At 63.9% G+C, this 9,928-nt stretch carries 9 protein-coding genes; 6 read left to right on the forward strand and 3 right to left on the reverse strand.

Features of this window, described 5'->3' with window-relative positions:
- A partial coding sequence (locus J7J55_05530; GenBank protein MCD6142160.1) for an acetyl-CoA carboxylase biotin carboxylase subunit occupies window positions 1-635 on the reverse strand: 635 nt, incomplete at its 3' end.
- Window positions 632-1,036 (reverse strand): acetyl-CoA carboxylase, biotin carboxyl carrier protein, encoded by a 405-nt coding sequence (locus J7J55_05535; protein MCD6142161.1) that lies wholly within the window; start codon window positions 1,034-1,036, stop codon window positions 632-634. The genes J7J55_05530 and J7J55_05535, both read right to left, overlap by 4 nt.
- A 103-nt stretch (window positions 1,037-1,139) precedes the next feature.
- Between J7J55_05535 and J7J55_05540 the strand changes: the two genes are divergently transcribed.
- From J7J55_05540 to tsaE, 4 genes are read left to right on the forward strand one after another with little or no spacing between them, the layout of a single operon-like run.
- Window positions 1,140-2,447, forward strand: a complete 1,308-nt coding sequence (locus J7J55_05540) for an HlyC/CorC family transporter (protein MCD6142162.1) — start codon at window positions 1,140-1,142, stop codon at window positions 2,445-2,447.
- A 14-nt stretch (window positions 2,448-2,461) separates the two neighbouring features.
- Window positions 2,462-5,188, forward strand: coding sequence for a hypothetical protein (locus J7J55_05545; protein ID MCD6142163.1), 2,727 nt, complete (start codon window positions 2,462-2,464; stop codon window positions 5,186-5,188).
- Window positions 5,189-5,204: 16 nt separating this feature from the next.
- Window positions 5,205-7,577: a phenylalanine--tRNA ligase subunit beta gene (locus tag J7J55_05550; protein ID MCD6142164.1), complete on the forward strand. Its 2,373-nt coding sequence runs from the start codon at window positions 5,205-5,207 to the stop codon at window positions 7,575-7,577.
- Entirely contained in the window at window positions 7,577-8,002 is a 426-nt protein-coding gene (gene tsaE / locus J7J55_05555) for a tRNA (adenosine(37)-N6)-threonylcarbamoyltransferase complex ATPase subunit type 1 TsaE (GenBank protein ID MCD6142165.1), read from the forward strand. Before J7J55_05550 ends, tsaE begins: the two co-directional genes overlap by 1 nt.
- On the opposite strand, the gene amrS is transcribed toward tsaE, so the two are convergent.
- Window positions 7,992-9,008 (reverse strand): AmmeMemoRadiSam system radical SAM enzyme, encoded by a 1,017-nt coding sequence (gene amrS / locus J7J55_05560; protein MCD6142166.1) that lies wholly within the window; start codon window positions 9,006-9,008, stop codon window positions 7,992-7,994. The two genes, tsaE and amrS, sit on opposite strands and share 11 nt — an antisense overlap.
- Window positions 9,009-9,102: 94 nt before the next feature.
- Between amrS and J7J55_05565 the strand changes: the two genes are divergently transcribed.
- Window positions 9,103-9,426, forward strand: a complete 324-nt coding sequence (locus J7J55_05565; GenBank protein ID MCD6142167.1) for a nucleotidyltransferase domain-containing protein — start codon at window positions 9,103-9,105, stop codon at window positions 9,424-9,426.
- Window positions 9,423-9,830 carry a HEPN domain-containing protein gene (locus J7J55_05570; protein MCD6142168.1) on the forward strand — a complete coding sequence of 136 codons (408 nt, stop codon included), beginning with the start codon at window positions 9,423-9,425 and terminating at the stop codon, window positions 9,828-9,830. The genes J7J55_05565 and J7J55_05570 overlap by 4 nt, the downstream gene beginning before the upstream one ends.
- Window positions 9,831-9,928: the final 98 nt, after the last annotated feature.

Consider the following 9,928-nt stretch of genomic DNA (forward strand, 5'->3'; position numbering starts at 1 on the left):
AAGTCGGTGAGTGGTGGCGTGTGGTACAGGTAAGGTTTTAGGTAGGGGTTGATCTTCCCGAAGTACGATGTTGCCTCGCGCGCCGCGCTCGTCACCGCCGCCGCGAGCTCCCCCTCCTCCTGCACCAGGCGCATCCCCCGCCCTCCTCCCCCGTACACCGCCTTCACCAGCAGGGGATACCCGACCTCCGCGGCAACGGCAGGGAGGTCGGCCTCATCGTCAGGGACCGGGGCGGCGGGGAGGACCGGGACCCCGGCGGCAGCGACGGTGCGCCGGGCGGCGAGCTTATCCCCGACGAGCGCGATCGTGCGGTGATCCGGCCCGATGAACGTCAGCCCGTGATCGGAGCAGACCTCGGCGAAGTCGGGGTTCTCGGACAGGAATCCGTAACCGGGGTGAATCGCCTCCGCCCCGGTCACCTCGGCGGCGCTGATTATCGCCGGAATGGAGAGGTAGCTCTTCGCCGGGTCGGCCGGGCCGATGCAGATCGCCCGCTCCGCCATCCGCAGGTACGGCATCCCGCGGTCGGCCTCGGAGTAGACGACGATCGAATCGAGCCCGAGCTCGCGGCACGCCTCGATGATCCGCAGGGCGATCTCACCCCGGTTCGCCACCAATACCCGATCGAAGCTCACGTCTTCTCGAACAGGAACAGGGGCTGCCCGTACTCGACCGGGGTCCCGTTCTCGACCAGGATCCGGACGAGTCTCCCGCCCCGTTCCGCCTTGATCTCGTTCAGCACCTTCATCGCCTCGATGACGCACAGGGTGTCACCCGGCTCGACCATGGCACCCTCTTCGACGAACGGAGGATCCTCGGGCGAGGGGCGAAGGTATAACGTCCCCACCAGGGGGGCGGCGAGGGTGAACGTCCCTTCGTCCTCCTCCGGGGGAGGGAGGGGTTCGTTCCTGCTCTGAGGGTGAGAGACCACCGCGGCATCACGCCTGACCGTGATCCGTCGGTCTCCCTCCCACACCGTTATCTCAGTCAGCCCCTCCCGCTTGAGGATCTCAATCAATCGCTCCAGTTCCTCCATCCTCCGCCTCCTTTTCTCCGTGGATGATTTTATCTAAAATCGGGCTCGTTTGACAGGATGGGCTTGCAATCAGTCCTTGACGTCCAGATAATAGGAATGTGAGGTGACCCACGCTGTGTCAATCGGAGCGCAGATAGCGCTGCTTATCTTCTTAGTTGCTTGTTCGGCTTACTTCTCGAGCGCGGAGACCGCGATCACCTCCCTCGACGAGGGTAGATTGCGCTACCTCGTGAACACGCACCGGCGCAAGCGCCGCGGGCTGGCGCTTCTATTGGAGGAGCCGAACGACATGATCACCGCCCTCCTCATCATGAACAACCTGGTGAACGTCGGGGCGAGCTCGTTGATGACGTTCGTCTCCCTCCGATTGCTGCCCAAAGGCCTCCCGAGCTACCAGGCCGGGATCCTCGCCACCGGAGTGATGACGATCTCCCTCCTCATATTCGGGGAGATCACCCCGAAGAATTTCGCCAAGAACAACGCCGAGCGGTTCACCCTGGCGACGATCAACCAGATCTACCTGTTCACCCGCATCCTCAAGCCGGTGATCGTTGTGTTCCGCGGGGCGGCGCGGGGGATCGTCCGCATGTTCGGGGAGGACCTGTCGCAGGAGGAACCCCTCGCGGTGAGCGATGAGCAGATCGAGACATTGATCGACGCCGGGGAGGAGAGCGGATTGATCGACGCCGAGGACGGGGAGATGATCCGCCGCATCCTCGACTTCGATGAGATGACCGCCGAGCAGGTGATGGTCCCCCGCACCGAGGTCCAATCGATCGAGGTGCGGACCTCGCCCGCCAAAGCGCGGGAGATCGTGGCCAAGGACGGCCACTCCCGCTTCCCGGTCTACGACCGCATCCCGGACAATGTGGTCGGGACCCTGTACGCCAAGGACCTCCTCCTCGAAGTGGACAACCCCCGCCCCACTCTGCACGACCTCCTCCGTCCCGCCTACTACACCCCGACCACCAAGCCGATAAACGTCCTGCTGCGCGAGTTCCAGCGCGAGCGGGTGCACATGGCGATCGTGATCGACGAGTTCGGGGGGATGGCCGGGATCGTCACCCTGGAGGACATCCTCGAGGAGATCGTGGGAGAGATCGAGGACGAGTACGACCGGCCCGTAGCCCTGATCAAGCGGATCTCACCCGACGAGGCGATCGTGGATGGAGACACCTCGGTGCATCACTTGAACCGGACGATGGGCATCAAGCTTCCCGAGGACGAGGGAGTGACGGTGAGCGGCCTCATCCTCCACCGGCTGGAGGCGATGCCCAAGGTGGGAGACGTGGTACGGGTCGGGCCGGTCGAGCTGACGGTCGAAGGAGCGACCAACCGGGAGATCACCTCGGTGCGGGTGGTGGTCGATCGCAACGCCCCTGCGGACGAGGAAGAGGACACCAAGGATTGAGCAGGGAGGTAAAGATGAAGCGGCTTATTATCGCGGTGCTTTTATTTTTGTTGGCGGGGACGGCGGTCGATGCTGCCACGGGGGTGGTATCGTTCGATGTCAAGCTCGACCCGGAGGCCCGGACGATCAGCGGAACCGAGGACATCACCTTCACCCCGACCGATCCCCACCTCTACTTCCTCCTCCTCGCCAACCTCGACCGCGAGCCGAACCCGTATCTGAGCCCGCGGGTGATCGACCAGTCCTACCCCAACGGGTTCGAGCCCTCCACCACCACGATCGAGAAAGTGGAGATGGTACAAAGCGGGGGGAACACCGCGCTTCCATTCCGCCTCATATCCCTGCCGCCGGAGTTCCAGACCTACTCCCTGGCGGAGACCGTCCTTGCCCTCGACCTCCCCCAGACCGGGGCTGAGGTTACGCTCCGGCTTCACTTCTCCACCGTTGTCCCCCGCCGGGCCGGGCCGGACCAGACGGATAACGATGGGGTGATCACCTGGCGGTTCGGATGGGGGCCGCTTCCGCTCCTTCCTCAGTCGGATTGGAGCGACGCGGACGGGGTCTTGAAGTACATCGGGCAAGGTCCGTTCCCTCTCCATATTCCAGCGCTCCAGTACTACGGGAGGATGGAAGTCCCGACCGGCTGGGTCCTCGCCTGCGGGGCGGACTACGCTCGCCTCACCTCCAGCGACGCCGGCGACGTCTACGAGATCGAGAACGAGTCCCAAACCCGCGGGATCGCATTCGCCCTGAGCAGGGACTACAAGCGGTTCACCCTCCAGGTGAGCGCGGTGACGATCGAGGTCGACTACCTCCCCGCCCATGACGCGACCGCGCGCCTGCTCGCCACCTACGCCCGCGATATCCTCAACGAGTACAAAGAACGCTTCGGCCCCTACCCGCGCAAGCGCCTTGTGATCGTCGAGGACCCGAACCGTGACGGGACGTCGATGGCCGCCGATGGGATCGTCTACATCTCGAGCCTCTATTTCACCCACCGCAACGTCACCCTCCCCGGGATCCTGGACCGGCTCGACGAGTTCGTCCTCGCCCACGAGATCGCCCACCAGTGGTGGGGGATCGGAGTCGGGGTGGACATGAACGCCGAGAACTGGCTCTCCGAGGGGCTCGCTCAATACTCCGCCGTCTCCTACTTCGAGGGCAAGTACGGGGCGCGCGGGCCGAACTTCTTCCCGGAGTTCGAAAACGGGATCGTGGAAGGATTCATCCGTTCCCAGTTCGGTTTCTTGAACATGCGCGAGCACCAGATCGAGCTCCCCTACATCATGAACCTGGAGCGCGGGTTCGACGAGGCACTGGTGAAGCCCCTTTCCGCTGTGAAATACGGGAATGCAGATGCGATAAGGATCTACGACAAGGGATACCTCGTGATGCGGGAGATCGAGGACTACCTCGGGGGGCAAGACCGGTTCGACTCCGTGCTCTGGGCGGTGGCTGATAGATACATGCACAATGAGATGAGCGTTGATGAATTCAAGAAGTCGATCGGGAAGCACACCCTCACGGTCCTCGATCCGTTGTTCGCGGAGTGGGTGTACGGGACCGGGACGGTCGACTACGGGGTGGAGATCCTATCCCGTTCCCACACGGATGCCGGGTACGAGACGAAGGTCGCGGTCACCCGCGACGGGGGGATCCCCCAGCCGGTCGTGATCTCCGCGACCCTGCGCGGCGGGAAGACGGTCAAACAGACCTGGGATGGGAAGAAGACACACGATGTCGTCTCGTTCACCACGGACGCGCCGGTCGCTCGGGTGACGATCGATCCCGACCATTGGCTCCCGGATCGGGACCGGCTGAACAACAACTCCCCGATCAAGTTCGTGGTGGCGGCGAAGGAGAATGCATTCCCGCTCGATGCATACCTGATCGTTCCTGATCCGGTCTCGCAGGGGATCACGATCAGCTACCTCGATCGGATGCGGGTCCACATCGAACAGGACGAGGCAACCGCCCAAGTCGCGATCGGCCGCTCCCACTCCGTCTCCCTGTCTGCACAGCTGGTCAACGGTGACCTCGATGCGACCGCGACTTACACCTACCTATCCTTCGCCCGGTTGGAGACCGGGGCCGCGGAGGGCTACCTCGCCCCCACCCTCGCGGTCACGATCGGGGCGCGGCGCAAGGTGGCCGAGACCGGGGTGGTCTCCTACCTCCACTTCGGCGTGGACTCCCTTCCCACGATCGCCCGATCAAGCGAGGGGGCGGTCGCGGTCGACGTTACCCCGTCCGGGGCCGGCAGGATCGCGATCGGTGTGTTCGATGAGCTGCGGATCCTTCCCCAGATATACCTGCGGGCGACAGCGATCGCAGGGACGAGCTTCGGTGAGCTCCCGCACCCGCTCCTGTTCGATCGAGACGAGATCCATTCCTTCGGCCGAGCGGAGAACGGCATTCTGAAACCGCTTCATTCCTACGGGACGCAGAAGCTGTACGGGAGGATCGGGGTCGAGCTCCCGCTTGAGGACGACTCCCCGTACAACCTGTTCAACCTGGCGATGATCGATCACGCGGTGATGCGGGCGTTCGGGGCGATCGGCTATACCTGGAACGGGGATGTTGAATGGGGTAAAACAGCTCCCAACGCGGAGGCGGGGGTCGAGCTGGTGTTCGACGCATCAGCGATCGGCGGGCTCCTCCCGTTCAAGGCGCTGGTCGGGTACGCCACTCCGCTCCTCGGTGAAGGGGTGGATGTGATCTACGTCGGGTTCTCGTTGTAAGGAGGATAGCTGAACGATGAAGGTGCCGTGTCGTTGGTTGGCGGAGTACGTGGACATCGATGTGACGGAGGATGCAGTCCTCTCCCTTGCCGAGCGGCTCACCCTCGCCGGGCTGGAGGTGGAGGGAATCACCCGGATCGAACGGCCGGAGGGGACGGTCGTCGGCAAGGTGCTCGCGCACAGGCCGCACCCCGACTCCGACCACCTCACCCTGTGTCAGGTCGATCTCGGCGACAGGGAGGCGGAGATCGTGTGCGGGGCGGACAACGTGACCGCAGGGGCGAAGGTCCCGGTCGTCCTTCCCGGCGGGGTCCTCCCCGGTGGGTTCAAGATCACCCGGCGCAAGGTGCGCGGGGTCATGTCGGAGGGGATGATCTGTTCCAAGGCCGAGCTCGGGCTGGAGGATAAATCCCCCGGGATCTGGAACTTCGATCCAGCGCTCGACCTCCCGCTCGGGGCCGATCTGGGCGAGCTCCTCGAGTACGACGACTACGTCCTCGATATCAAGGTCACCTCCAACCGGCCCGACTGCGCCGGGATCTACGGGATCGCCCGCGAGGTCGCCACCGTCCTCGGAAAGGACCTCCGCCCCCTCGAGCTGGAATTCACCGAGTCCGATCCCCCGGCCGGCGAGTTCTTCTTCGTGGTGATCGACGACCCTCGCGATACCCCCCGCTACACCGCTCGGCTGATGAGCGGGGTGCAGATCGGAGAGGCGCCGCTCGTGATGCAGCACCGGCTGATCAAGGCCGGGATGCGGCCGCTTTCCAACGTGGTCGACGTGACGAACTACGTGATGCTCGAGCTCGGTTATCCGTTGCACCCGTTCGACGCCGACCTCCTGGGCGAGGAGATCCGGGTGCGGCGGGCGACCCCGGGGGAGGTGTTCCGCACCCTGGACGGGGTCGACCGCACCCTCACGGACGAGGTCCTGATGATCGCGGACGAGAACGGAGGACTTGCCGTCGCCGGGATCATGGGAGGGGAACGAAGCGAGATCTCGCAGGGGACGAGCCGCGTCCTCCTCGAGGCGGCGGCGTTCGACCCGGTGCGGATCCGCCGGTCATCCCGGGCGATCGGGCTGCGCACCGAGGCGTCACAGCGGTTCGAGCGGGGAGTCGATCCGGAGGGGGTCCCGCGCGCCACCGCCCGTGCCGTTCACCTGATCCAGAAACTGACCGGCTGCATCGTACACCGCGGCCTGATCGACGCCTATCCCTCACCCCGCCGTCCGTGGACGGTGCGCCTCCGCCCGGAGAGAGCGTCCGCCCTCCTTGGGATCGAGGTGGAGAAGGATTGGATCGTGGAGACCTTCGCCCGGCTCGGGATCGGAGTGGAGGAGGAGGACGGAGACGCACTCGTCGCCCGTATTCCCACGTTCCGCACTGACCTGACCCGTGAGGCCGACCTGATCGAGGAGATCGGGAGGATCTACGGGTACGATCGGTTCCCGGCCGTCCCGCCGCGGGCGGTCCTGCACATGGGGCGGAAGGACCGGCTCGAGGCGTACAAGGACCGAGCGCGGGAAGTCCTGACCGGCCTCGGGGTGAACGAGGTGGTGACGGACGGATTCGCCAAGTCCGAGTGGCGGGCGGCCCTCGACCTTCCCGACGACGGGCTCGTCCGGTTGCGCAATCCGATGGCCGCTGATCAGAGAATGTTGCGCGATCGCCTCATCCCCGGCCTGCTCGCGGTCGTACGCACGAACCTGAACCGGGGCGTGGTCGGAGGGATGATCTTCGAGACCGGGCGCGTCTTCTCGCGTGAGGGAGAGCGCGACTCGCTCGCCGGGGCGTTCTTCGGCCGGACCGGGATCCCGCTCCGCGGCAAGGAGGAGATCGACATCCTCGCCGTCAAGGGGATCCTGACCGATCTCCTCTCCGGGCTGGGGATCGACGGGGCACGGATCGTAACCGACGATCCTCCCCGGTTCTTCCATCCCGGCCGCGGGGGACGGATCCGCATCGGCAAGGACGAGATCGGCATCTTCGGCGAGCTCTCCCCGACGATCGCGGCCGATCGGCTCGACGGGGTGCGAACGATCCTGTTCGAGCTCGACCTGGTGAAGACGTTCGCGCGCAAACGAGGCACATCGGAGTTCGTCCCCCTTCCCCGCTACCCGGCCTCGAAGCGCGATCTATCCCTCCTCGTCCCGGAGGAATTGCCCGAGGAGGAGGTGCGGGCGGCGATCGCGGCCGAGAAGCGGGTCGAAGGGATCCTCCTGTACGACCTGTACCAAGGGGATCAGGTCACCCCGGGTTACAAGTCCCTCACCTACGAGCTCACCCTCCGCGCTCCGGACCGGACCCTCACCGACGAGGAGGTGGGGAAGGCGATGGCCCGCATCGAGCGGCGGCTGGCCCGGCTCGGGGTGAAGCTGAGAGCATAATGAACAGGACGGTCCTCGCCCATACCGCAGAGGAGATGGAGGAGCTCGGGGTCGAGCTCGCCGATGCCCTGCGTGACGGGATGGTCGTCTCGTTGATCGGGGAGCTGGGAGCGGGGAAGACGACCCTGGTCAAGGGGATCGCCAAGGGGCTCCTGATCACCGATCTTGTCGTATCTCCAAGTTACACGATCTACCGTCCCTACCGGGGTGGGAGGCTGACCCTTCACCACCTCGACGCCTACCGTGTCGCGTCGCTGGCGGAGCTCGCCGAGGTCGGGCTCGATCAGCTGATCCCACCCGATGAGGGGGTGACAGTGATCGAATGGCCAGAACGGGTGCCGGAGATCGTGGACGTGAGCGACATCGTGGTCAGGATCACCGCGCGCGAGGACGGAGCGCGGCAGGTAGAGGTCTCTACCCGGTGAGGAACACTCCGTCGATCGGGGCGCCGCACTTCGGGCAGTGCCCGTCCTGAAGCCGATTTTCCACCACGGCGAACCCAATTCGCTTGATCAGTTTGGCCCCGCAGTGTGGGCAGTACGTGCTCTCCCCTTCTCCGGGGACGTTCCCCATGTAGACGTAGCGCAGCCCGACCTCCTTGCCGATCTCCCGCGCCCGGCGCAGGGTCGCCACCGGGGTCGGGGGGACATCGCGGAGACGGTAGGCCGGGTAGAACCGGGAGATGTGCCACGGGATCGTCGGGGAGATCCCGTAGATCGCCTCGGCGATCCAACGCAGATCGTCGTCCGAGTCGTTCATCCCCGGGATGATGAGGGTCGTCACCTCGACCCACACCCCGGCGCGGTGAAACCGCTCGATCGAACGGAGGACCGGCCGCAGGGTTCCGCCCGCGATCTTTCGGTAGAACTCGTCCGAGATCCCCTTGAGGTCGATGTTGATCCCGTCGAGGTAGGGGATGATCTCCTCCGCCGCCTCCTCGGTCATGTATCCGTTGGAGACGAATACGTTGCGCAGACCCTTCTCGTGGGCGAGGCGGGCGGTGTCGTAGGCGTACTCGAAGAAGATCGTCGGCTCGGTGTAGGTATAGGCTATCGTCTGACAGCCGCGTTCCACCGCATCGGTGACGATCTCCGCCGGGGTGATCTCCTCCCCGATCACCTGCCCGTTGTGCTCCCGCGGGTACTGAGAGATCGTGTAGTTCTGGCAGTTCAGGCAGGTGAAGTTGCACCCCACGGTGGCGATCGAGTAGGCGCGCGAGCCGGGGAGGAAGTGAAACAGAGGTTTTTTCTCGATCGGATCGACGGCGAGGGAGATCGCCTTCCCGTAGACAAGGGAGTACAGGGTCCCGTCGCGGTTCTCGCGCACGGCGCAGATCCCGCGGTGACCGGGCGAGATCACACAGCGGTGGGCACACAGGTTGCAGCGCACCCGACCGTCCCCCAGCTTCTCGTACAGCATCGCCTCTTTCATCGCGCCCCTATGCTACCACAGGGAAGGAGAAAGGCCAAGGGGCGCGGTTGATTTGTCCTCCCGCTTCCCGCTAAGATGCTCGGTGGTGATGGCGATGGAGCCGCTGGACCAGGCAATCGAAGTGATCGAGACCGCACTCGGAACGGATCGAATCCGGATAGAGAGGATCATCCTGTTCGGAAGCCGGGCACGGGGAGAGGAACATTCTGATTCCGACTGGGACCTCTACGTCCTCGTGGATCGTGATCTCCCATTTTCGCACAAACGGAGATTGATAACATTGATCAAGCGCGAGCTTGCCAGACGGCGGATCCCCAATGACGTAATAATTGCTTCCTTAACGCGATTTGAGCAGTTCAAGGACCATCCCAGCCACCTGGCACACGCGATCGCCGAGGAGGGGATCCCGGTTCGATGAACGCCGATCTGGTGCGAAACTGGCTGAAAAAGGCGGAAAACGACTTAAAGATCGGTCGGGATGAGATGCAGACCGACGAACCTGCAACTGATATGGTCAGTTTCCACATGGAACAATGTGTAGAGAAGTATCTCAAGGCGTATCTAACTTTTCATCGAAAATCATTCCGGCGTACACACGACATCGCGGAATTGATCGAGCTATGCGCGGAGATAACCCCGGAATTCCGCTCACTCTATGAACTCGGTGCCGATTCCCTGACCGTCTATGGCGTTGAGGTTCGCTATCCGGATGAGTTCTATATTCCTACCGATGAAGAGGCGCAAGCTAGCATCCGCATCGCTGAGAGCGTGCGCGAGTTCGTGCAAAAAAGGCTGAAGGATGCCGGCTTCCCCACCGAATGAGCAGTAGAAACCTCTCCTGGGATCTCCTACCGTTTCGGGTGTGGTTTCCGTACCATCTTTAGCCATGGCGCTTGTACAGATAGAAAGATTGGGAAAGT

This window comes from Candidatus Bipolaricaulota bacterium, from assembly GCA_021159055.1.
In the GTDB taxonomy this organism is placed as follows: Bacteria; Bipolaricaulota; Bipolaricaulia; order UBA7950; family UBA9294; genus S016-54.

What these genes read in the sequence shown, in the direction of transcription:
- J7J55_05535 (MCD6142161.1), bottom strand. Translation starts at nt 1,036, where the DNA reads ATGGAGGAACTGGAGCGATTGATTGAGATCCTCAAGCGGGAGGGGCTG.
- J7J55_05545 (MCD6142163.1), top strand. Translation starts at nt 2,462, where the DNA reads ATGAAGCGGCTTATTATCGCGGTGCTTTTATTTTTGTTGGCGGGGACG.
- J7J55_05550 (MCD6142164.1), top strand. Translation starts at nt 5,205, where the DNA reads ATGAAGGTGCCGTGTCGTTGGTTGGCGGAGTACGTGGACATCGATGTG.
- tsaE (MCD6142165.1), top strand. Translation starts at nt 7,577, where the DNA reads ATGAACAGGACGGTCCTCGCCCATACCGCAGAGGAGATGGAGGAGCTC.
- amrS (MCD6142166.1), bottom strand. Translation starts at nt 9,008, where the DNA reads ATGAAAGAGGCGATGCTGTACGAGAAGCTGGGGGACGGTCGGGTGCGC.
- J7J55_05565 (MCD6142167.1), top strand. Translation starts at nt 9,103, where the DNA reads ATGGAGCCGCTGGACCAGGCAATCGAAGTGATCGAGACCGCACTCGGA.
- J7J55_05570 (MCD6142168.1), top strand. Translation starts at nt 9,423, where the DNA reads ATGAACGCCGATCTGGTGCGAAACTGGCTGAAAAAGGCGGAAAACGAC.